Raw genomic sequence first — 21,670 nt, 5'->3', positions numbered from 1 at the left:
CCTCTACCCTCATCGCATGTACTGTGGGTTACGTGCAACGTCGTGTACCGCAGCACGGAACGCCTCCGCTGCAGCTGTACAAGCCGATTGACTGCCTGTTAAAAGTCCGCCTGCAAAGTTCGTCTCTGTCGGTGGACCGTAGAAGGTCTGCAGCTTCACATCTGCCGCCTTCAAGGCCGCATCCAATCCGACCATCGCTTCGAGCGGAGGTGCAATCAAATAGGCGAGTGGCTCACCCTCACGGATACCCGCAATGCGTGATAAGTACCGACCTGTTCGAGAGACGACATGCGCATAATAGGCATGTGTCGCCTCGGCATTAAGCGCGTAGAAGCACGCGCCACGATCCATCACTTCAATGGCGGCAGAGAGGCCACTCTGCACTTCTGCTGGACTGGCACCGCCAATCATCCCGATAAATTCACCCGATAGCGGCCCTGATGCATGGCCTGATCCGGCATAGAATGACTTTGCATAGACGACGTCCACATCTGCACGCTTCGTCGCTTCATCGATTGCTGTATAACCGACGTCATCGATCGTTGATGTAATCAGTCCCAAGCTGCGGACTGTAGGGGATAGATCCAGATGTGCTGCCAAGCCTGCATCCACATTCGGGATCACGCGAACGGCGAGCGGTACGGCTCGAATGGGCTTATCCATCACAAGCATTCAACTCCGATCCTGCATTTTGACGATAACGTGGGGACCCCGACAACGTAAGACAAAAAAACGCCATGCTCCATACAATCCATTCGGAAGACTCCGAAGTCGCATGAATCAAGGCGCCATTGCCTTATCGTTATCGCTATATACTTGTATTATCAGCTTATGATGGACAAAGCTGATTATGCCTCGAAATGTAGAAGTTTGACACCTTCATGGGAGGTACCCAAATGGATACCACCTTAGCCAAACCATGGCTAACGAACTCAGATCATCTTATCAGGGCAGATTATTGCCTTTTGAAGTTGTAACGAACTCCAGGCACGTTATTCACGGCGAAACGGCTCCTTCTGCACATGAATTCACCCAGGCAACACAAAAACGCCTCTCATCCCTAAGGATAAGAGGCGTTCATTACTTGAAATCGAATTATCGTTTACCCGGATCGTACGGTTCCCCGAGCGCACTAGGTCCGCTGGAGCGACCAACGGCGAACAGGAGAATGAGAAGTGTCATCAAGTACGGCAGCATGTAGAATACTTCCGTCGGAATGCTTTTCGCCCAATCATAGATTTGTGCCTGATCCTTCAGTGCTTGCGCAAAACCGAAGAATAACGAAGCGCCAAATGCGCCAACTGGATTCCATTTACCGAAGATAACAGCTGCTAACGCGATAAACCCTTGACCCGAAATAGTACTTTGTGCGAAGCTGCTTCCTGCTGTCAAGGCAATCGTCGCACCACCAAGCGCAGCGATCGATCCGCCGACAAGCACGGCATACGTACGGATACGGTTTACTTTGACACCCGCTGTATCAGCTGCTCCCGGATGCTCCCCTACAGCACGCATACGAAGACCAAGCGGTGTCTTATACATAACGAACCAAACCACGGCCACGAGAATCAGAGCAATATACGTTGTTGGATAAGCCGTGAAGATCGCGTTACCCAGGAACGGAATGCTGCTCAGACCTGGAATCGCCCATTTATGGAATACATGATCGATAATCGGTGTCTCTGCTGCACCATCGAATAACAATTTAACCATGAAGAAGGTCGAGCTCGCGGCCAGTAAGTTAACGACAATCCCGCTAATAACCTGATTCGCCTTGAACTTAATTGAAGCAAGTGCATGAATGCCTGAGAAGATTAAGGTAACAACCATCGCACAGATCAAGCCGATCCATGGTGAAGCGCCACCCATTCCTGCTGTCTCCGCATAATGTGTAGCGACGGCTGCCGAGAAAGCACCGGATACCATGAAGCCCTCAAGCCCCAAGTTGATAACCCCCGTACGCTCTCCAATTACCCCGCCGAGTGAAGCAAAGATTAATGCTGTGGCGAACACGAACGTCCCGTTGATTAGATTGCTTAGAATATCCATGTCCTACCCCTCCTCCCGCTTCGGTTTGCGTCTGAACATCTTCAAGAACATCCGGATTGCGGCCGGTGCTGCAGCGAAGAAGATAATAATACTAATAACCATTCGAATAACTTCTGGCGGAACATCCGCACCGAAGCTCATCCCTTGCGCACCATAGTAGAGCGCTCCGAACAATGTACCCGATAAGAGTACGCCTACCGAAGTGTTCATACCCAGCAATGCAACCGCGATACCATCGAACCCGATACCTGACGTATTCGGTGCAATCGCCATGTATTTGAACACGCCTAGTATTTCGAAAGTACCGATCAATCCGCCAATCGCACCCGAGATGAAGAATGTACGGATTGCAATGCTCGATACGTTCATCCCCGCATATTCAGCCGCATGCTTATTGTAACCAACCGCACGCAATTCATAGCCCCATTTTGTACGGTTCAAATAGTAGTAGTACCCGATTAACATGAAGATGACGATGAAGAATCCCCAGTGAATCCGTGCGCCGCCGAATAGATCGGACAACCAAGCAATTTGAATACTTGCCGAATCATGAATCGGCTGCGAACGAGAAGTTCCCATCTCCGCCATGAATGTCTTAATTACGATATGGCTAATGTATAAGGCAATCCAGTTCAACATGATACAGGAGATAACCTCGTTCAAGCCGCGTTTAACTTTGAAAATCGCAACAAGTGAGCCCCAGATTCCGCCGAACAATGCGCCGACAAGAATCGCTACAATCCCGTGAAGGATTGGCGGCAAATCTAACATATTACCGACCATCAAGGCACCAAGTGAACCCATCACAATCTGTCCCTCGACCCCAATGTTGAACATACCGCCGCGGAAAGCTACGGCAACAGCAAGACCTGATAAGATGAGCGGTACGATTTGACGAAGCGTCTCACCGATGTCGTACGGACTTCCGAAAATTTTCTCAATCAAGGATTGATAAGCGAGAATAGGGTTGTAGCCGCCGGCCAACATGACAATCGCGCCGATCAAAATCCCGATAATAATTGATAAGACCGGAATCCAAATCGAATCGGAACGAAGGAGTTTACGTACATTATTCAATTGGAATCCCCTCCTTGTCGTCTGCCTGCCATCATCAGTCCGAGCTCTTGATCATTGGTTTGATCTGGGTACGTTTCCCCTACAATTTGACCATTGAATAAGACAATAATGCGGTCTGCTACATTCATAATCTCTTCAAGCTCGAACGATACGAGCAATACGCCCTTCCCGTTGTTGCGCTCTGCAATTAACTCTTTGTGCACGAACTCGATTGCACCTACATCCAATCCCCGTGTTGGTTGTGCCGCGATCAGTACCTTCGGACGGCGGTCAATTTCCCTTGCAATAATCAGCTTCTGTTGATTCCCCCCGGACATCGCCCGAACCGGCACATCATACCCTGGAATCCGAATATCGAAGGATTTTACGTATTTCTCAGCAAGCGTTTGCGCTGCTTTGCTATCCATCAATCCGCCTTTGTTCATCTCAGGCTTATTATAAATTTGAAGAATGGAATTCTCAGGCACCGTAAAGTCTAGAACTAGACCATGTTTGTGTCGGTCCTGCGGAATATGCGATATCCCGGACTGTCCAACGATACGCGGTGATTTATTCAGAATATTGACGCCATCAAGCTCAATAGCACCTGAATCAGAACGACGCATACCTGTCAATGCCTCAATGAGTTCCGCTTGACCGTTGCCATCTACCCCTGCAATCCCGACGATCTCACCTGCGCGCACTTGGAAGGATAGACCGTTAACCGCCATTTGTCCATTATCGCCACGAACCTTTAGATCTTTGACCGAGAGCATCGCTTGCTGTGGTTGCGCTTTCTCTTTATCCGTCTTGAATCGAACTTCCCGACCAACCATCTTCTCGGCTAGCTCTTGCGGACTTGACTCTTTAACAACAACCGAATCAATGACGCGGCCACGACGGATGATCGTACATGTGTCCGCTACTTCCATAATTTCTTTCAATTTATGCGTAATGATAATAATCGATTTGCCTTCACTTGCCAGGCGTCTCATAATCGCGAGCAGCTCGGTAATTTCTTGCGGCGTGAGAACGGCTGTCGGTTCATCTAGAATGACAATCTCCGCACCGCGATAAAGCGTCTTCAAAATTTCAACCCGTTGCTGCATCCCTACTGAAATATTCTCAATCTTTGCGGATGGATCGACATTGAGTCCATACTGCTCCGATAATTGTCGTATTTTTGCGGAAGCGCTCTTCATATCTGTGGCAAGGCCAGCTTTTGGCTCCATACCAAGAATAATGTTCTCCGTTACTGTGAACGGTTGCACCAATTTAAAATGCTGATGGACCATCCCGATCCCCAGTTCAATCGCCTTATTCGGCGTATCCATCTGTACCTCTTGATTTCTTACCCAAATCGAACCTTCTGTCGGCTGATATAGCCCAAATACAATGTTCATCAGTGTTGACTTGCCCGCACCATTCTCGCCGAGCAATGCGTGAATCTCACCCTGCTTAAGCGCAAAGCTTATATCCTCATTCGCAACTACTTCACCAAAACGCTTCGTTATTCCCTTAAGCTCCAACACCGTTTCAGCCTGCGCCATTAGACGTTCTCCTTCCTGCTACCTACTGCCAGAAATCATGAATCTTAGAGACCATCCTCTGCACGATTGCAAAGGATGGCCTTCTCGTTCACAACAAAAATCGTTTATTTCTCAGGAATCTTAATTTCACCGTTAATGATTTTTGTTTTGTACTCTTCAACTTTCTTCAATACATCTGCCGGAACATTCTTGCTCGATGTATCAGCAATGCCTACACCATCTTCTTTTAGACCCATTTGAGTAACTTTACCGCCTGGGAATTTACCTTCAGCAAGTTGTTTGGAGATTTCATATACCGCAACGTCAACTTTCTTGATCATCGAAGTCAATGTTACTTCGTCACCGAAAGTTAAGGATTGGTCTTTATCTACACCAATAACCCATACTTTTTGACCTTTAGCAACACGCTCTTTGGCTTCGTTAAATACGCCGTTACCTGTCAAACCGGATGCATGGAAAATAATGTCCACGCCGTCGTTGTACATGGTAGCTGCTGCCGATTTACCCATGTCAGCACGTGTAAATTGACCCGTGTAGTTCTCGATGTATTTCGCATCTGGGTTTACAGCCTTGATCCCTTCACGGAAACCAGCTGAGAAACGTTGGATTGGAGGAATTTCCATCCCGCCAACAAAGCCGATTTTGTTCGTCTTCGTCATAAGTCCTGCGATAACCCCTACCAAGTAAGCTCCCTCTTGCTCTTTGAACGAAACAGCCGCTACGTTAGGTACTTCGATCGAGGAATCGATAATTCCAAGCTTCGCGTTCGGATTTTCTTTTGCGATTCTTGTTACCGCATCATCGAGTGTAAAAGCTGTTGCCCAAGTTAGGTCATAACCGCCTTTTACGAATTGGTTCAAGCTTGGATCTACGTCGGAATCTTGTTTAGGCTCCAAGTATTTTACATCATAACCGAAGTCAGCTTTCAACTTCTGAAGACCTTCCCAAGCGTTCTGGTTAAAGGACTTGTCATTCACACTACCAAGGTCAGTAACCATACCGACTTTCAATTTTTTGCCGCCAGGAGCTTCACCCGTAGCTGCGCCGCCTTCTTCCGTCTTCTTCGCACCACAAGCTGTTAATGCCATAGACACCATCAAGACGAAAACGAGCATAAGATTGATTCGTTTTTTCATGTAGATCGACCCTCCAAGACTTATTTTTTATATATTTCATTGACAGCAGGGACATTTGGCTAGAACAGTACTTCAAGGAAGTTGAATTTTCGCCGCCCCGCCGTCATAATGAACAAGTAGAACAATATATCGGATGACTATAAGAAGCTTTTACCGTGTGTATCGAAGGATACTTGGAAATTCGCTGCAATCGTCGCTGCCAAGTCGGCAAAAGTCGAACGAACACCAATCGTCGTTGTCTTCCCTTGGAACTTCGGACTATATGCAAGTACCGGCACGTATTCACGCGTATGATCGGTTCCCGGATGAATCGGGTCATTTCCGTGATCTGCTGTTATGATTAACAGGTCATCTTCACCCATGGTGGAGAGGATCTCAGGCACATAGCGATCGAACTCTTCAAGACATGCAGCATAACCTGCTGGATCCCGACGATGTCCGTACAAGGAATCGAAATCAACCAGATTCGTGAACAACATGCCATGGAAATCTTTCTTCATATATTCAATTGTTTTATGAATACCATCCTCATTGCTCTTCGTGGAAGTGTACTCCGTAATGCCTTCGCCTGTGAAAATATCATTTATTTTACCTACAGCAATGACATCAAGTCCATGATCCTTCAATGCATTAAGAACAGTTGGTCCAGACGGGCTAAGTGCATAGTCATGACGATTCGGTGTACGGGTGAAGTTACCCGGTGTTCCTACATAAGGTCTAGCAATGATACGTCCCACTGCGTAAGGAGCAGTTAATGTCATTTCTCGAGCAATTTCGCATGCGCGATACAATTCATCGAGCGGAATAATGTCTTCGTGTGCAGCCAATTGGAATACGCTGTCCGCTGAAGTATAGACAATCCACGCGCCTGTGCGCATTTGCTCTTCGCCGTATTCGACTAGGATTTCCGTCCCGGACGCTGGTTTATTCCCGATCACTTTACGGCCTGTACGTTTTTCGAATTCTTCAATCAACTCTGCTGGGAATCCATTCGGATACACTTCGAAAGGAATCGTAACGTTTAAGCCCATGAGCTCCCAGTGACCTGTCATTGTATCCTTGCCAACAGAAGTCTCTGCCATTTTACCATACATCGCAAGAGGCTCTTCAACTGGCGGGATTGCAGCGATCGGAGCAATATTCCCTAACCCTAGCTTCTGAAGGTTCGGTAATTGAATAGTCGGCACACGCTCAGCGATATGCCCTAAAGTATGGGATCCTACATCCCCGAATTGATTAGCATCCGGTAATTCGCCGATGCCAACGCTGTCTAATACGATCGTCGTAATTCGTTTGAAAGTCATAAGTAACCACTCCTGTTGTTATATTTGCCTATATTTCATGGAAAAATGTTCGGCTCTTGCAATAAATAAGTTGAATCCCATGAAACCGCCCGAAAGTGAGGTCTACCCATGATAACCGATTTGAGACAAATCACCATTTTTCAAGACTTGCCCGATGAGGGCGTGGAACGCATCATGCCGATGCTCAAGAAACGTCAATTCCGGAAAAACCAAGTCATCATCTACGAACAAGATCAGAATGGCGATGTGTTCATTATTCGTTCAGGGTCGATCAAAGTGTATAGTTTATTAGAAGATAAGGAAATCATATATGGGGTCGCCTTCCCCGGCCACGTCGTCGGCGAGATTGAAGCTATCTATTATGACGATTACCGCATTGCCTCGATCGCGGCGATGGAAACCGTTCATACGTGGTTTATTACTAAGCAAGATTTTCTCAAAATCGTGGATGAATATCCAAGCGTACTCCGCCGGGCTTATTGGTTGCTCGTGGAGAGTGTTCGAATTTTGAATCGTAAAGCGCAATATATCTCTTTCCTAGATACACGTCTGAAGGCTGCCAACCTCATCTACGACCTGTATTGCAACCTTGGAATGGAAACGGAAACTGAATCCGCTTACATTATTGACTACAAACTCACACATCATGTAATTGCCAATATGATTGGCGTAACGCGGGAGTCCATCTCCAAAGTGTTGAAAGATTTCCAAGATGAGGGCATCATCTCGATTGAACGAAAGACGATTACGATTACGGATCTCGCCAAGCTTCGCAGCATTTGTGATTCCGTAGGTCACGTCCCGCCGAAGCATCGCATCTGGTATGCGTAGCCTCGTGACAATTCGATTATAGGTCTAATGGTCAAGAAGTTCAGTTAACCTCTGCACGGTTTTTTTGTAATCTAGTTCACATAAAAGGAATGGTACGGGTTACGGAAATATTGAATGAGGTATGTTACTGTAGTGAAGTAAAACGTTTTCAAAACAAATGGCTTGAAATTCACGGAGGAGGCTTTTATTACGATGAGTGTACATTTAGCAGCAAAACCAGGTGACATTGCACCCGTAGCTCTAATGCCAGGAGATCCGCTTCGCGCGAAATATATTGCAGAGACGTTCCTAGAAAATGCGAAATGCTATAGCGAAGTACGCGGCATGTTAGGATATACAGGTACGTATAAAGGGAAACCCATTACTGTTCAAGGTTCCGGGATGGGTGTTCCATCGTTCGCGATCTACTCGACAGAATTGATCCAAGATTACGGCGTGAAAACAATTATCCGTATCGGAACTTGCGGCGCGATCCAAGAGGATGTGAAGATCCGTGACGTACTCATCGCACAAGCGGTATGTACAGATTCTTCGATCAACCATACACGTTTCCCAGGGTACTCGTTCGCACCGATCGCTGATTTCGATCTCATCAAAACAGCTTACGAAATCGGACAACAAAAGAACTTGAACCTTCGCGTAGGTAACATCCTGTCTTCCGATGTGTTCTACACAGAAGATAACAATAGAGAAACGATGATGAAGCTTGGCCAATACGGCGTATTAGCAGTTGAAATGGAGACTGCGGCGCTCTACACATTGGCAGCGAAACATAAGATCAAAGGTCTTGGCATGTTCACGGTAAGTGACCACTTGATCACGCATGAAGCAACTTCTGCGGAAGAGCGTCAAACGACGTTCAACGACATGATCGTGGTAGCGCTTGAGACAGCTATTCTTCAAGGTTAATAATTGCATTACTGGAATGGAAAAAGGCCCGAATTGGATTCGGGCTTTTTGATTATATTGGAACTTTCCCAATGCTGCATTCGGAGGATAGTTGTTCCACTACTAGTGTCCGACACGATGCGCGGATTCATCGAAATGCTGCAGGATAGCCACGATGACAAGCATAACTGTCATTCCAAGGAGAGCATATCCGATCCACTTACCGTTAGTATACTTCTTATTAGAAGTTCGACTTGTTAGGAGTAGAAAACCTACTCCTATTAGTAGTCCAATTATGATAACTAGATTAAGATAGTGAGACATAGTAGCCTCCCTTTTTTCACAGAATGAATCCTGAATCTATTCTTCTCCTCCAAGGGCATCGAGCGGAACCAAATACAGCTCCATTCCCTCATCTTCGACGAGCGCTAGATTCTCATTGTCATAGGCATGCAACAAGGTAAGCTCGCTGCCTATCGGGAGCTCTTCTACTTCTCTCGTAAGCGCGACAGCTTTCTCCACTTTACCTTCAGGATAGTAATTCGAGATTTGTAACAGCTTGGATTGCAGTTCGTCCAAATGATAGGTTAATTCGGTATAGATGTTACGTGTTTCTTCATTTCCCTCTTTTGCGGCCAACTCGTTGTATCCATCGGCTAGTGCTTCCATTTCCTTCGCGACGGCAAAGGTATTCTTGATGTTCATATTTTTATCTCCTTTTAGATTAACGATAAGACTATATTCGATATTCCTCAGTGTACTCCCTTTTCCCACATTCAACCACGTTTCGATGGTAAAGATGATTAGTCTTCGCCTTTGAATTTGAATTTATAAGTGAGCGAAATGAACAGCGGATCCATTTAAGCAATAAACATTTCTTGATTTCGGAATACATTTTTTTACTTTCGAACCATTTTACATACCTCCTCGCCATGCCCGAAAATATTGCGCAGCATTTCAAAATATGTTACTTGCTGCCACCTAAAATTCCCCATTATGATAAATCCATGCGGAAGAACGGGCCCGGAAATGCCGCAATCGATCGGTGAAAGGAGAAGGTTATGAGAGCAATCCGTCAGCCAGGTAAGCGTGTCTCTTTTCGCTTACGTGAGAATATGCAGCTGTATTTGATCATGCTGCCTGTCCTACTGCATATTTTTATTTTCAGCTATATTCCCATGTACGGGATCGTCATCGCATTTCAGAATTATTACCCGGGAAAACCTTTCTTCTCTTTTGAAAGCGCTAACTGGGTTGGACTGCAGCATTTTATTGATTTTTTTAACGGTCCTTATTTCGGAAGGCTGATGCGCAACACGTTTTTACTCAGTTTATACACGCTTGTCTTCGGCTTTTGGGTGCCAATTCTATTCGCCCTTCTACTTAATGAGCTGAAGAGCGGTATTTTCAAGAAATTCGTACAGACGGCAAGCTACTTGCCTCACTTTATTTCTAACGTTGTCGTTGCCGGCATGGTCTTGTCCTTCATTAATGCGGACGGCATTATCAATGCGATGGTGAAGCTGTTCGGCAGCGAGTCCACGGTTGCGCTGAACACGGAACCAGGCTATTTTCCTGCCATCTATACGATTACGAGCATCTGGAAATCTTTTGGCTGGAGCAGCATTCTCTATCTCGCATCGATGTCCTCCGTCGATCCGCATCAATATGAAGCGGCCAAAATGGACGGTGCGAACCGGTTCAAGCAAATGCTCCATATTACACTGCCTTCCATTCGCCCGACGATTTTCATTTTGCTGATCTTCGCAATTGGAAATTTATTGTCAGCGAACAGCGAGTTTATTCTACTCATCTATAATCCGATGGTCTATGAGACGGCCGATGTCATCGGCACTTACTTATACCGTGACGGCTTGCTGGGCGGCAATTTCAGCTTGGGGACGGCGGTCGGCTTGTTCATCGCGCTCATCAATTTCTCTTTGCTCTACGTTGCCAATGCATTAAGCCGCAAATATTCTGACTACGCTCTATGGTAAGGAGGAGTTCGATGATCGCCTCGCTGAAGAGGAATCCGAACACGATTCGGCAAGGTTCCGTCGTTGTCGATGTCGTCTTGCTCGTGATTGCGCTCATCATTTGTTTTATTACGCTGTATCCTTTTTATTTCGTCATCATCATGTCTATCAGCAATCCTCAAGAAGTCGCGGCTATGAACGTATTCTGGTTCCCTAAAGGGTTCTTTCTCGGATCCTATGAGCTGATTGTCCGAGACACCAAAATGTGGTGGGCCTACTCGAATACGATAATCTATGTATCCGCGGGAGCGTTCTTGAATTGTCTCATGGCCGTGCTAGGTGCTTATCCACTGACGGTACGCGGACTGATCGGGCGCAAATGGGTTGTTGCGTTCATCCTGATCCCGATGTATTTCGCCGGCGGATTGATTCCATCGTACCTGCTCGTGAACCAGCTCGGGCTATACAACACCATGTTCGCCGTCATCATTCCCGGCATGGTGAGCATCTGGAACATCATTCTCGTTCGGACGTTCTTCTCGACGATCCCGGAAGGGCTGAAAGAATCCGCCTTTATTGACGGTGCCTCACACTGGCAGATGCTGTTCCGAGTCGTCCTGCCGATATCCAAACCGATTATCGCGGTCATTGCCATCTATTCGATCGTCGCCATTTGGAACAGTTGGTTCGATGCGCTCGTGTATCTGCCGAATGAGAAGTTGCATCCGCTGCAGATGTATCTATACCGCGTCGTGGTACAGCAATCAGTAGATTTGAAAACACTGTCGCTCCAGGATACCCGAAATGCCGTAGAGAACATGTTATCGAACATTCAATTGAAGTATGCCATCATCGTCTTTACGACGCTGCCCGTTATTTTTACCTATCCATTCTTTCAGAAATATTTCATCAAGGGCGCTCTGCTAGGTTCATTAAAAGAATAGAAGCATAAACATTTAATTATAGGGGGAATTCGTCCATGAAGCTTTGGAAAAGAACATTTCTATCCGGGTTGACGGCTGTGTTGCTCGTTGGATCCGTCGCTGCTTGCAGCAGCAAAACCGATAACGACGCGAGCGGCACGAAGCAGGAAGGCAACGGCAGCACCACTTCTTCCGAACAGAAGGTTACGAAACTAAAAATGCTCGGACCCGCCGGCATCAACAAATATATTAAATACGATGATCGCGAGAACTATCCGGTATGGGGCGAGATCGACAAGCTGCTGAAGAATGAAGGACTCGAGCTGGACAACGAATTTGTCCCTGCAGAACAATATGAAGTGGTGCTCAAGACAAGAATGGCGTCGGGGTCCAATCTGCCTGATATCGTGAACATCTCGAAGCTGGATAATACAACCGTGCTAAACCTTGCGAAGCAAGGCGTGCTGCTCGACCTGAACCCGCTCATCGAGAAGTACAGCAACGGAAATATCAAGAAAATGTACGACCAGGAGTTCCCTTACGCAAGAAAATCGACGACCTCTCCAGACGGCAAAATGTACTGGTTCAGCAATCTGCACAAAAAGACCTACCAAGGCAAAGATCCGGCACCGGTCTCCCTTACGATGCTCATCCGCAAAGATTGGCTTGAAAAGCTCAATCTCTCCGTTCCGACAACGGCTGATGAATATCTAGAGACACTCAAGAAATTCAGAGAACTTGATGCGAATGGCAACGGCAAACAGGACGAGGTGCTCGCCTACAATTATCCAGGTCAATTCACCGGTGCGATCGCCCAATGGTTCGGGCTAGGTTCGGGCATCACAGCCGTTGATGTCGAGAACAAGAAAATCGTATCTCCATGGTATCAAGAAGGCGTGAAGGATTACTTCCGCTACATGCAGCGACTCGTGAAGGAAGGCGTGCTCGATACGAGCCTCATCGAAGCGACAGGTGAGCAGAATCAGCAGAAAATGACGGATAATCAAGTAGCTTCATTGCACGATTATAACCTCGAGAATTATCAAGAACCGACAATTAAAGGCGGAGGCGAATTCCTGCCGCTCATGCCGCTGAAGGCTGTTGAGGGAATCACGCCAGCGGTGCAGCAGGAGCCTCACTTCCTTATTTTCAATAAATATGCCATTACAAAAGATTGCAAAGACCCCGCGGCAGCTATTAAATTCTTCGATATGGTCTACTCGGAGAAATATGCGGATCTGATGTTCTGGGGTATTGAAGGACAGACCTATAAAGTCGAGAGCAACGGTGCAAAAGTATATCTAAACAACGGATCGGCGGAAGAAAAAGCGAAAACCAAACAGGTGACGGGCAACATGCTGCTCGGCGATACCGTCTTCCCGCGCGTGCAATTCTCCAACCTGGAGTTCGAGCTCTCCAGTGCGCCGAAATATAAAGCGGATAACGAACTACAAGTACTTAACTACAAGCCGTATTATGTCAACATGAACAATAACTTCTTGGCGATTCCGGATGATAAGCAATTGGAGACAAAGACGAAAATCCTGACCAACCTGAATACCTACTCCTCAGAGCTTGCGACTAAGCTCGCTTTAGGTCAGAAATCGCTTGACGACTGGGATCAATATATTGCGGAACTGAAGAAGCTTGGCCTCGACCAATTGATTGAGATCGATCAACAATTGCTTGACAGGTACAACAGCATCCAGTAAGGTTACAAAAAAAGGAAAATGGCAGACCTCACGTGATCGGGATGGACTGCCATTTTCTTCATTCATTCAGTTCGATTCTATGCCGGAGGAGGGATGCAATTTGCATAAGAAAAGGTTCGGAAACCGTACGTTTCGTAAAATATTTTTGTCGTATACCGCCATCTTAATCATTCCAATCATCATCTTCAGCAGCATAAACGTACACCGGAACATCGTGGAGGAGCAGCGACAGCAATATGACAGACACGCGTCGGATGCAAGGCGAATTGCAGATATCATCGACAACAAGTTAAATGAGCTCAAACAATTCGGCAAAACGTTGAGCAGCAAGTCCTGGGTGAAGAAGCTTATGCAAAATACGAACGTATATGACCAGGAATTCGACTTATTGAAAATGATTGAGATCCGCAAAGATTTTGACAATGATGTCAATTCCATCGGCATTCTCTCCTTCGGCATGGTCATCTTCCCTGAGAAGCAATGGATCCTCTCTTCCATCGGCAACTTCCAAGCAGAAGACTTCTTCTCGTATGTCACCGTATTTGACCCAAACACACAACAGGCCATTCAGAAATCCGTGATGGACAATAACGATTTCAAAATTATGCAGCCTACCACTTTGAAACTATGGGATAGCCCTAAGCGCGTCATCCCTGTCCTTCAAAGTTTAGAAGTCGTCAATCGGCCGCGGGCGGTCTTAGTACTCTTTATTGACAGCGCTTACTTATCAGATTATATGCATCGATTTGCAGGAAGCGAGTTTAAGGAACTATCGATTACAACGCATCAAACGAGCATCTATCAACAGATACAGCAATCATCCGGCGAGCAAAGTACTCGTGAGAAAGGTTATACCCTAGCGCTGCCCTCGAAATCTAGCGATTGGCAATATGCTGTCACGTATACGGACAGCAGCGGGGTATGGATCCATAATTTATTCAGCTCGCTGTTAGCCATTCTAATATCGATCGCCGTCGGCACCTGCTCAGCCTTCATATTAACTCGCATCACCTATCGCCCGCTTCGCGCCCTGTTGAACAAACTCTCGGATGGCGATCGGTATGAAGATGTCAAGCCTGATGCCGGAGCCAGTTCGGAATACAACTATATTGAGAAGTCGATCGATCGCTTGCTGCATGAGAATCAAGAGCTTCAACAGTCGATGCTTGCGTTCGAGAGCGCTGCCAGATCGAATATGTTCCTTCGGCTGCTCAAGGGGTACTTCCCAGAAGATCCGCAGATCAACGGACTCGCTAAATTCGGCATCCGCTATACGGAGGACATGTCCTATTGCACGATGCTTGTCAGCCTTCACGCCATTCACGAAGTGACCGAGCTGGCAATGATCCGTAAAATCGAGATGATCACCATGCTCGTCGTCGAGAAAGTGATGAAGCAGGCGCAGCTTGACTATGAGCTCTTCGAGATCACCAACGCCGATAAAGCGCTGATCGTATCTGCGGGACAGCCTTTTGGCGCCGATGGGCTAATCGAACGCATCGCCTCTGAGATTACTGCGGAAATTGCGCAGAACAGCGGATTCCATCTGGACGTCCTGCACGGCCCGGTGGAGCAAGGTCTGGTCGGCATCAGCAAATCCTATTACGCTGCGCATGAGCAATTGCAGTATCTGCTCTTCTCGCGCGGCCATATTCGTACGATGCAGGAAGAGGCGGTCCCGAATGAGCTCGACTATTACTATCCGACCGATTGGGAGGTTCAGCTGATTAATAACCTCAAGGTAGGCAACTTGGATACGTCGATGCATATTCTGCAAGAGATCAGCAGCGAGAATGCAAGGCGGCAGCTGTCGGAGAGCAGCACTGTTCGACTTGTCTCCTTGTTGATGGAGACGTTGCTCCGCGTGCTGCATGAGGTCAATCTCGATACGAGCATCTATGCCAAGCAATTCACGAGCATGATAAACGCGGGGAACACCACCGTGATGTGGAGTTATGTCTATGAAGTGGGTACGCTGATCTGCGAGCGGAACCGGTATTCGAACACCTCGTCCACGATGGAAGTGGGCAGCAAACTGCTGCAATACGTCAATGACAACTATACGAGCGCCGACGTCTCATTGAAGATGCTAGCGGAGATGTACCAAATGTCGAGCTCGAACGTTTCGAAGATTTTCAAAGAGGTAACCGGCATTAATTTCTATGATTATCTGTGCCGATTGCGGATGGAAATGGCTAAAGAGTTACTTCGGGAGAAGAAATGCGCAATCGATGCGATCGCGCTTCGGGTGGGGTATGAGAATGTATATTCCTTTAAGCGGGCTTTTACCCGGTATGAGGGGATTAAACCGGATGAGTATATGCAGATGGCGATTTGAGGCAGAACTAGAGAACTAGATACAGATAGTGCCCTATAACTGTCTATGTCTGCACGCGAAGGAGCCCTTTGCAATTGCGAGGGGCTCTTATTTATCTTTTAATATGATACAATTGATACCTATTCTAATTAGAACTGTATCAGGAGGACAAACATAATGGCAAAAACAAAAATCCCAAAACGTCCAACACGTGATGAATTTGTGTTAGAGGAGTTAGGAAATCAAATTACTGAAGCTTTTCATGAAAAATCAGAGGTCTTACTTACGGTATGGGGATGGGAAGAACAAGCTCGTGGACAGATTGTCCATTTAGATTCAAGAACCAGTAAAGTTCATGTTGAACAAGGAAGCGAGACAATAAAAGTTCCCTTTATGGATATTATGAGAATTGACTACCCAAGGGACTAAATCAAAGAACCTTCCCACCCTTGTTCCCCAAGGAACAAAGGCAAAGAAGGCCAATTAGAGCATAACAAGCTCAACTAAATTTTTAGCTCCCCAAGCTTGATCAACTCGACAACCGCTTGCGAACGACCCTTTACATTGAGTTTCTGCATTACGTTGGAAATGTGATTACGCACCGTTTTCTCACTGATAAATAATTGACCTGCGATATCTCTCGTTGTTTTATCTTGTACCAACAGCTCGAATACTTCGCGCTCGCGATTCGTCAACAAAAATTTCGTTTTATGGTCGCTACCCTTCAATAGTATTGTCTGTCGTTATGAGGTGAAATGCACGTATGTAGAATTAATGCGGTATCCAGGGGCTTCCTTGTGATCAAGAAAATCGTTAGTTAGCTTGTCTCCCGCTTCAGGCGGCTGTCCATCACAGAAATATCCGCGCAAGACGCCGCCATCATGCCACCAATCAACCTTGTTCGCTCGTCCTAACTTCCCTTGCATACCTGAATGTTGAGTGCATAGGCAAGCTTCTTCGTCGCTTCCCATTTGAGCTTGTAGAACGTATATTCACTAATCGGAGGATCAAAAATCTGGTTGTATACCACGTAGTTATAGACTCGATCCTTCTTCGTCATCTCCGTCATGAGCAGCTTCTCCCGCTGCGGCAAATGTTCAATGATCTGCTCGATCCGTTCACAGTATAGCTTACGCTTCTCCGGCTCGTCCACATTATAAATCGCGATATTCGCCGTCTTATCACTTGTCTGATTCGTCGATCCATGAAGGCGCTCTTGGTAGGAGGCCGTTATACTGCTCTCTCTAACTTCGAAGGTAATCGTCTTGAAAAATCGATACTTCTCCAGCGCGTCATCGACAGCGGCTTGCGTTCGTTTACGGTCCAATTCCTGTAACGTAGGGATAATCATTGGTTCCAATCGAGGTCCCTCCTTGTTCGTCTTGGTTAGACCATTATAGCACATTTTAGGAACATTTGTTCTTATTTTTTCGAGATATGGATTTGTTGCTTCGGTAGCAATCTAGAGGACTATGTGCTTCTCTCACAGTCTATAGCCTGTTGCTACAAGATCTTTGCCCCTGCGTCCCACATAACGATTTTCATGATTTGGATTCCCCCTTTCGGCTCTCGGCCCGTTCTGTCTTCTTGTCCAGTTCACTCCTCACCCACTCCGTAATTCGTGTCATGATCCATTCCGGGAACCAATTCCCCCACCCAGCGCTAATCGCATTCGCTGTCATCGACTGCAAATTGCGATACAGCACACCCACCGAAATGGCACCAAACAAAATGTCCGGCATTTGAAAAGCTTCATCGAGCAAATGCCCGCCTGCTGGCAATAATAGAATAAAAAAAGTGCGGAATACCCCGTCGATCCCGTATTTACTGGCGTAGAATCGGTCTTTTTGTGCGGCACGAATACCCGTAATCCAATCTAGTAGGACAAAGAAAACAAGTGCAACCATAACCCCACTCGACATCGTTCCACCTCCATAGAAAAAGTTACATACAGGTGCTGCTACGGCTCCAAAAATGAACGTCAACGCTTTGTCGATCATGTCATCCCTCCTTTGAAATGAAATGCCCTCGGGTGTACCAAGGGCATAAAAATAGCGCCTGCTTAGAGAGCGCGCTTAAGGTGTGTTTATAATCGTGTAAAATAACTTATGTTATTGCGCAGTATCGTCCTACTCTACTAATTCAGGTGAACATCAGCGATATGGGCATCACATTTCAGCTTGTAGGGACGTAATAAGCTCTGCTTGGCCTTCAAGCTTATAGACTTCTTCGAGCCCCGGCGAACCGTCTTTTGCAATACGCTTCAATGCCCTGCTCATTGTCGTTAACAGGGTCCATCACCTCATTTCCTTCGATCCTTGTTCGCATATCTACCGCCTCCCCTCAGCGTGAAAAAAATAAGAGATTCGAGCTGTCACCGATCCATGCCTACATTTGTTCGTACAGCCTTCATTATTAGGACTGCATATCGACTACTTGATTAGGTGTTCCGTGTTTCCTCTCGAATCTCTATGGTATAAATTTACCATACAATAGAACAAGTGTTCTTATTTTGATCTGTTTTATTTCTTTGACTTTTCTTTGGACACCTCTGTACGGTAACAGGTAATCACCTCTATATTGGAATTCGTACAAGATAAGCCTCCGATATCAGCACTTACATGATGTATGTTGGATAATTGCAATAACTTTGGTGATTATGGGCTCCAAAAGTAATGTTTCGGTGTTCTATCCTGCAACGATCCAATATAGCCCCTCATACAGTGTCAAAACACCAAATGTTCGTGGATTAAATCCATGATAGCTTCCGTAGCAGCAGAGAATAACAGCACCGAATAGGGAACCCTCAACACAAAAAAGATAGACTGCCAAGTCAACTTTTTCCACCTATCCTTTACTCGCTATCTATCCAATGGCGAATAACACGATATTTTTTGATAATCTGTCAATTTATTTACATTGCATGTGACTTGTTTACGATAAAAACATGATCTTATCCAACCCTTTCTATTGAAAAAAAAAGAACCATCATATATGATGGTATTGAAATAATTTTCATGATTAATGGTTAAAATATTAAAATCTTTTTCACACATGAACACAGAGGGGTGCGAGTTTTGTCCAGCATTTTGAATGCCATTGAACAGCAGCTTGACACCTTTCATCAGCAAGAACGCAAGCTTGCCGACTACATCCTGAGCTTTCCGGGAAATGTAGTCAATATGGGCATTACCGAGCTTGCGGAACAATCTACGACGAGCGCAGCAACGGTAACGAGGTTCTGTAAATCCTTGCATTTTCGCGGGTTTCCAGACTTCAAGATGCGACTCGCCGCGGACATCGCGCAGAAGGAACAAGCGCAAGAGTATAAAGATATTGTCGCAGGCAACCCGCTTGCAAGTGTGGTTGCAGCCATCGAAGCCAATCATTTGCGTTCCATCGTTGATACAACACGTTTACTAGATCTTCATCAACTTGAACGCGCATTAGATGTGCTGCGAGAGGCGAAGTTGGTTGATGTATACGGCATGGCGACATCGGGGATCGTCGCACAGGATTTGTGCTACAAGCTAGGGCTTGTCGGCAAGAGAACGCGATACAGCGCAGACTCACATCTACAGATCATCTCCGCTTCGAACCTGACACCGGGAGATGTCGCAATTGCGATCTCACATTCCGGTGAGACACAAGAGACGATTGATGCACTCAAATGTGCCAAAGAAAACGGGGCAACGACGATTTCATTAACGAAATACGGCAGTTCTACGGTATCGACCATGGCGGATATTCCATTGTTCACATCAACGATGGAAGCAGGCATGCGCCGAGGCGACATGGCATCCCGAATTGCACAGCTGCATGTCATTGATATCCTGTTCTCAGGTCTCGTCAGCGAGCAGTATACACGCTACATTCCACGTATTGAAAGATCGTATGAAATGGTACAGAAGTACCGCAATGATAAGGGGAGGTAATTACCACATGAATATTTTGACTTTTGAGACGAATGAAGAATTGAACCAAGTCGGGGCGAACATTATCGCCAGCCTCGTGCAGACGAATCCTTATTCCGTTCTAGGGCTAGCTACAGGCAGTACGCCAATCGGGATTTACCAAGAACTTATCCGTCAATATCAGAATGGTCTCGTGAGCTTCAAACATGTCACTTCCTTCAACTTAGATGAATACGTTGGCTTGCCTGAAGGTCATCAAGAGAGCTACCGTACATTCATGAACAACCAACTCTTTAACCATATCGATATTCCAATGGAACAAACGCATGTACCGAACGGTAATGCGGAAGATTTGCACGCGGAATGTCTAAGCTACGATGAGATGATGTCGACTTCCAAGCAAGTGGACATGCAATTGCTCGGCCTTGGCCACAATGGACATATCGGCTTCAATGAACCAGACGATACGCTGAACGGCGGAACGCATTTGGTAGAATTGAAAGAACAAACGCGTGAAGCGAATGCACGCTTCTTCAAATCCATTGATGAAGTGCCTACACAAGCGATTACGATGGGTGTAGGTACGATCCTCAAAGCGAAAATGATCATCCTCGTCGTTCGTGGCAAAGACAAAGCTTCCATCGTGAAACGCGCGCTGCAAGGCCCAATCACAACCGATTGCCCGGCTTCCTTGCTTCAAACACACTCGAATGTTGTTGTCCTACTCGACAAAAAAGCGGCAGGTGAATTGCAATGAGTACATCGAACCCATTTTTTATCGTTAACGCAAACGTCGTAACCCCGCAAGGAATCATCGAAAATGGTTGTGTACGCATCGAGAATGGAACGATTGTATTTGTTGGAACACAAGCGGAAGTACCGGTCGCAGACCTTGCGGCATGGCAGCATGAAGCGCTTGATGCACAAGGCGGATGGATTATTCCTGGATTCATCGATGTGCATGTTCACGGTGGATACGGTGCCGACTTCATGGATTCGAACAAAGAAGTGCTCGATACCATTACGAAGTTCCACCTGAACCAAGGTACCACAACCATTATGGCGACGACCATGACACAATCGCACGATGCGATTGAACGTGTCTTGGCAGAAGTCTACGAATATAAGAACAATTCCATGCCGTACGCTCAAGTCCATGGCGTACACATGGAAGGGCCTTTCATTAACCCGAAATATAAAGGTGCACAGAACCCTGAATTCATGGTTGAAGCACGTGTGGATTGGCTGGAAGATTGGAATACGAAATATCCAGGCGTGATTAAGCAAATCTCCCTGGCTGCCGAGCGTAACGGCGCAATCGAAGCGATTCGTTGGGCCCGTTCGCACGGAATCAACGTCGCAGCAGCACATACGGATGCAACGTACGAAGAGATGATGACGGCTGTCGAAGCAGGTCTGAACCAAGCGGTGCATACGTATAATGCGATGACGCCTCTGACGCATCGTGCGCCAGGTACGGTCGGTGCGGCCCTGAGTGAAGACCGGATCGTAGCAGAGCTAATCGCAGACTGCATTCACGTGCATCCTGCAGCAATGAAAGTTCTGGTAAAATGCAAGACGAACAACAACCTCGTGGTCATTACCGATGCGATGTCTGCTGCGGGTCTTGGCGATGGCGATTATGATCTTGGCGGTCTTGCCGTTGTGGCGAAGAACGGTGAAGCACGTCTGAAAGACGGCGGCTCCCTTGCAGGCAGCTTGCTGACGATGATTGTTGCATTCCAGAACATCATCCACCGCGTCGGCGTAAGCATCGAAGAAGCAGTACAGCTTACGAGCTACAACGCTGCGAAGCAGCTTGGTATCGATGATCGTACAGGCAGTATCCGTGCAGGTCTGCAAGCCGACTTGCTGCTGCTGGACACGGACCTGAATATTCAATCCATTTGGGTCAAAGGCAACAAAGCCTAAAATTTAGCATTTCCCGATCCAATCGGCAGAATTCCTGATTCGTCCGAAACACAAAAGACCAACCGTAGTTAATTAATACGGT

At 46.6% G+C, this 21,670-nt stretch carries 21 protein-coding genes; 10 read left to right on the top strand and 11 right to left on the bottom strand.

The features are described 5' to 3' along the window. Positions 1 to 9 precede the first annotated feature (9 nt). From eutL to deoB, 6 genes are all read right to left on the bottom strand, one after another. On the bottom strand, positions 10 to 663 hold the full coding sequence (eutL, locus tag ACFQZR_RS10565; protein ID WP_379348798.1) for an ethanolamine utilization microcompartment protein EutL: 654 nt from the start codon (positions 661 to 663) through the stop codon (positions 10 to 12). A gap of 432 nt (positions 664 to 1,095) precedes the next feature. Further along, on the bottom strand, positions 1,096 to 2,049 hold the full coding sequence (locus ACFQZR_RS10560) for an ABC transporter permease (RefSeq protein ID WP_018756947.1): 954 nt from the start codon (positions 2,047 to 2,049) through the stop codon (positions 1,096 to 1,098). A gap of 3 nt (positions 2,050 to 2,052) precedes the next feature. Next, on the bottom strand, positions 2,053 to 3,126 hold the full coding sequence (locus tag ACFQZR_RS10555; RefSeq protein ID WP_018756946.1) for an ABC transporter permease: 1,074 nt from the start codon (positions 3,124 to 3,126) through the stop codon (positions 2,053 to 2,055). After that, the gene (locus ACFQZR_RS10550; protein WP_379345564.1) at positions 3,123 to 4,655 is read right to left on the bottom strand and encodes an ABC transporter ATP-binding protein; all 1,533 of its coding nucleotides are present in this window, start codon (positions 4,653 to 4,655) and stop codon (positions 3,123 to 3,125) included. Before ACFQZR_RS10550 ends, ACFQZR_RS10555 begins: the two co-directional genes overlap by 4 nt. A gap of 104 nt (positions 4,656 to 4,759) precedes the next feature. Then, positions 4,760 to 5,791: a BMP family lipoprotein gene (locus ACFQZR_RS10545; RefSeq protein ID WP_379345562.1), complete on the bottom strand. Its 1,032-nt coding sequence runs from the start codon at positions 5,789 to 5,791 to the stop codon at positions 4,760 to 4,762. Between the two features lie 137 nt (positions 5,792 to 5,928). Next, on the bottom strand, positions 5,929 to 7,095 hold the full coding sequence (deoB, locus tag ACFQZR_RS10540; RefSeq protein WP_379345560.1) for a phosphopentomutase: 1,167 nt from the start codon (positions 7,093 to 7,095) through the stop codon (positions 5,929 to 5,931). Between the two features lie 108 nt (positions 7,096 to 7,203). Here deoB and ACFQZR_RS10535 point away from each other — a divergent pair, with 108 nt between their 5' ends. Beyond that, positions 7,204 to 7,926, top strand: coding sequence for a Crp/Fnr family transcriptional regulator (locus ACFQZR_RS10535; protein ID WP_379345558.1), 723 nt, complete (start codon positions 7,204 to 7,206; stop codon positions 7,924 to 7,926). 192 nt (positions 7,927 to 8,118) lie between these two features. Continuing rightward, positions 8,119 to 8,835, top strand: coding sequence for a purine-nucleoside phosphorylase (gene deoD, locus ACFQZR_RS10530; RefSeq protein WP_018756941.1), 717 nt, complete (start codon positions 8,119 to 8,121; stop codon positions 8,833 to 8,835). 339 nt (positions 8,836 to 9,174) lie between these two features. On the opposite strand, the gene ACFQZR_RS10525 is transcribed toward deoD, so the two are convergent. Further along, positions 9,175 to 9,519, bottom strand: a complete 345-nt coding sequence (locus ACFQZR_RS10525) for a hypothetical protein (RefSeq protein ID WP_379345555.1) — start codon at positions 9,517 to 9,519, stop codon at positions 9,175 to 9,177. A 356-nt stretch (positions 9,520 to 9,875) separates the two neighbouring features. Between ACFQZR_RS10525 and ACFQZR_RS10520 the strand changes: the two genes are divergently transcribed. From ACFQZR_RS10520 to ACFQZR_RS10500, 5 genes are all read left to right on the top strand, one after another. After that, entirely contained in the window at positions 9,876 to 10,811 is a 936-nt protein-coding gene (locus tag ACFQZR_RS10520; protein ID WP_379345553.1) for an ABC transporter permease, read from the top strand. Between the two features lie 11 nt (positions 10,812 to 10,822). After that, positions 10,823 to 11,734: a carbohydrate ABC transporter permease gene (locus ACFQZR_RS10515; protein WP_379345551.1), complete on the top strand. Its 912-nt coding sequence runs from the start codon at positions 10,823 to 10,825 to the stop codon at positions 11,732 to 11,734. A 35-nt stretch (positions 11,735 to 11,769) separates the two neighbouring features. Then, positions 11,770 to 13,425 carry an extracellular solute-binding protein gene (locus ACFQZR_RS10510; RefSeq protein ID WP_379345549.1) on the top strand — a complete coding sequence of 552 codons (1,656 nt, stop codon included), beginning with the start codon at positions 11,770 to 11,772 and terminating at the stop codon, positions 13,423 to 13,425. 100 nt (positions 13,426 to 13,525) lie between these two features. Continuing rightward, positions 13,526 to 15,763 (top strand): helix-turn-helix transcriptional regulator, encoded by a 2,238-nt coding sequence (locus ACFQZR_RS10505; protein ID WP_379345547.1) that lies wholly within the window; start codon positions 13,526 to 13,528, stop codon positions 15,761 to 15,763. A 156-nt stretch (positions 15,764 to 15,919) separates the two neighbouring features. Next, positions 15,920 to 16,171, top strand: coding sequence for a YolD-like family protein (locus ACFQZR_RS10500; protein WP_018756933.1), 252 nt, complete (start codon positions 15,920 to 15,922; stop codon positions 16,169 to 16,171). 74 nt (positions 16,172 to 16,245) lie between these two features. Here ACFQZR_RS10500 and ACFQZR_RS10495 read toward each other — a convergent pair whose 3' ends face one another. The 4 genes from ACFQZR_RS10495 to ACFQZR_RS10480 form a co-directional block, all read right to left on the bottom strand. Further along, entirely contained in the window at positions 16,246 to 16,470 is a 225-nt protein-coding gene (locus tag ACFQZR_RS10495; RefSeq protein WP_379345545.1) for a helix-turn-helix domain-containing protein, read from the bottom strand. A 15-nt stretch (positions 16,471 to 16,485) separates the two neighbouring features. Beyond that, positions 16,486 to 16,668 carry a hypothetical protein gene (locus tag ACFQZR_RS10490; protein ID WP_379345543.1) on the bottom strand — a complete coding sequence of 61 codons (183 nt, stop codon included), beginning with the start codon at positions 16,666 to 16,668 and terminating at the stop codon, positions 16,486 to 16,488. After that, on the bottom strand, positions 16,653 to 17,093 hold the full coding sequence (locus ACFQZR_RS10485) for an ArpU family phage packaging/lysis transcriptional regulator (protein ID WP_379348796.1): 441 nt from the start codon (positions 17,091 to 17,093) through the stop codon (positions 16,653 to 16,655). Before ACFQZR_RS10485 ends, ACFQZR_RS10490 begins: the two co-directional genes overlap by 16 nt. 190 nt (positions 17,094 to 17,283) lie before the next feature. Further along, positions 17,284 to 17,742, bottom strand: coding sequence for a phage holin family protein (locus ACFQZR_RS10480; RefSeq protein WP_379345541.1), 459 nt, complete (start codon positions 17,740 to 17,742; stop codon positions 17,284 to 17,286). A 1,077-nt stretch (positions 17,743 to 18,819) separates the two neighbouring features. Between ACFQZR_RS10480 and ACFQZR_RS10475 the strand changes: the two genes are divergently transcribed. From ACFQZR_RS10475 to nagA, 3 genes are read left to right on the top strand one after another with little or no spacing between them, the layout of a single operon-like run. Next, positions 18,820 to 19,677, top strand: a complete 858-nt coding sequence (locus ACFQZR_RS10475; protein WP_379345539.1) for a MurR/RpiR family transcriptional regulator — start codon at positions 18,820 to 18,822, stop codon at positions 19,675 to 19,677. A 7-nt stretch (positions 19,678 to 19,684) separates the two neighbouring features. Continuing rightward, positions 19,685 to 20,413, top strand: a complete 729-nt coding sequence (gene nagB, locus ACFQZR_RS10470) for a glucosamine-6-phosphate deaminase (protein WP_379345537.1) — start codon at positions 19,685 to 19,687, stop codon at positions 20,411 to 20,413. After that, entirely contained in the window at positions 20,410 to 21,588 is a 1,179-nt protein-coding gene (gene nagA, locus ACFQZR_RS10465) for an N-acetylglucosamine-6-phosphate deacetylase (protein ID WP_379345535.1), read from the top strand. The genes nagB and nagA overlap by 4 nt, the downstream gene beginning before the upstream one ends. Positions 21,589 to 21,670: the final 82 nt, after the last annotated feature.

Origin of the sequence: Paenibacillus sp. GCM10027629 (genome assembly GCF_042676425.1) — a bacterium.
Taxonomy (GTDB): Bacteria; Bacillota; Bacilli; order Paenibacillales; family Paenibacillaceae; genus Paenibacillus_K; species Paenibacillus_K terrigena.
This window is presented reverse-complemented; position numbering and strand designations above follow the sequence as displayed.

What these genes read in the sequence shown, in the direction of transcription:
- ACFQZR_RS10545 (WP_379345562.1), bottom strand. Translation starts at nt 5,791, where the DNA reads ATGAAAAAACGAATCAATCTTATGCTCGTTTTCGTCTTGATGGTGTCT.
- ACFQZR_RS10520 (WP_379345553.1), top strand. Translation starts at nt 9,876, where the DNA reads ATGAGAGCAATCCGTCAGCCAGGTAAGCGTGTCTCTTTTCGCTTACGT.
- ACFQZR_RS10510 (WP_379345549.1), top strand. Translation starts at nt 11,770, where the DNA reads ATGAAGCTTTGGAAAAGAACATTTCTATCCGGGTTGACGGCTGTGTTG.
- ACFQZR_RS10515 (WP_379345551.1), top strand. Translation starts at nt 10,823, where the DNA reads ATGATCGCCTCGCTGAAGAGGAATCCGAACACGATTCGGCAAGGTTCC.
- ACFQZR_RS10525 (WP_379345555.1), bottom strand. Translation starts at nt 9,519, where the DNA reads ATGAACATCAAGAATACCTTTGCCGTCGCGAAGGAAATGGAAGCACTA.
- ACFQZR_RS10560 (WP_018756947.1), bottom strand. Translation starts at nt 2,049, where the DNA reads ATGGATATTCTAAGCAATCTAATCAACGGGACGTTCGTGTTCGCCACA.
- ACFQZR_RS10480 (WP_379345541.1), bottom strand. Translation starts at nt 17,742, where the DNA reads ATGATCGACAAAGCGTTGACGTTCATTTTTGGAGCCGTAGCAGCACCT.
- deoB (WP_379345560.1), bottom strand. Translation starts at nt 7,095, where the DNA reads ATGACTTTCAAACGAATTACGACGATCGTATTAGACAGCGTTGGCATC.
- nagB (WP_379345537.1), top strand. Translation starts at nt 19,685, where the DNA reads ATGAATATTTTGACTTTTGAGACGAATGAAGAATTGAACCAAGTCGGG.
- nagA (WP_379345535.1), top strand. Translation starts at nt 20,410, where the DNA reads ATGAGTACATCGAACCCATTTTTTATCGTTAACGCAAACGTCGTAACC.
- ACFQZR_RS10500 (WP_018756933.1), top strand. Translation starts at nt 15,920, where the DNA reads ATGGCAAAAACAAAAATCCCAAAACGTCCAACACGTGATGAATTTGTG.
- ACFQZR_RS10485 (WP_379348796.1), bottom strand. Translation starts at nt 17,093, where the DNA reads ATGATTATCCCTACGTTACAGGAATTGGACCGTAAACGAACGCAAGCC.
- ACFQZR_RS10550 (WP_379345564.1), bottom strand. Translation starts at nt 4,655, where the DNA reads ATGGCGCAGGCTGAAACGGTGTTGGAGCTTAAGGGAATAACGAAGCGT.
- deoD (WP_018756941.1), top strand. Translation starts at nt 8,119, where the DNA reads ATGAGTGTACATTTAGCAGCAAAACCAGGTGACATTGCACCCGTAGCT.
- ACFQZR_RS10535 (WP_379345558.1), top strand. Translation starts at nt 7,204, where the DNA reads ATGATAACCGATTTGAGACAAATCACCATTTTTCAAGACTTGCCCGAT.
- ACFQZR_RS10490 (WP_379345543.1), bottom strand. Translation starts at nt 16,668, where the DNA reads ATGCAAGGGAAGTTAGGACGAGCGAACAAGGTTGATTGGTGGCATGAT.
- eutL (WP_379348798.1), bottom strand. Translation starts at nt 663, where the DNA reads ATGGATAAGCCCATTCGAGCCGTACCGCTCGCCGTTCGCGTGATCCCG.